This is a genomic window from Pseudoalteromonas sp. GW168-MNA-CIBAN-0100 (assembly GCF_040309225.1).
In the GTDB taxonomy this organism is placed as follows: Bacteria; Pseudomonadota; Gammaproteobacteria; order Enterobacterales; family Alteromonadaceae; genus Pseudoalteromonas; species Pseudoalteromonas arctica.
The window spans coordinates 1-289 of record NZ_JBEOOL010000429.1 but is presented as its reverse complement, the minus strand read 5'-3'; the positions used below and the strand labels follow the sequence as shown (position 1 = coordinate 289).

1 protein-coding gene is annotated in these 289 nt (G+C 40.1%); it reads right to left on the bottom strand.

Annotation, left to right across the window (positions count from 1 at the left end; genetic code table 11):
- Positions 1 to 289, bottom strand: a 289-nt coding sequence (locus AAEY62_RS21815) for a biopolymer transporter ExbD (protein ID WP_350636487.1), incomplete at both ends; no start/stop codon positions are given.

The window sequence follows — 289 nt, the reverse complement described above, 5'->3', positions numbered from 1 at the left end:
CGAGCCTTTTATCATTACAGGTACATCTGGATTTTTCATCAGCTGTAACTTAATTACGGCAGCTACATCTAGCGCTTCCATTGGCTCTTCAGGGTCGGTGCCTACGCTTACATAGTATCGGCCATCAGCATCTATAGAGGCAATAATAGGTGGCGTATCTTTAGTATCAACTAAGTCTGACTCTTCCATTTTTGGTAAGTCAACTTTAACACCGTGAGTAATGAGTGGTGCTGTAGCCATAAATATAATTAGTAGTACCAACATTACATCAATGTAAGGCACTACATTA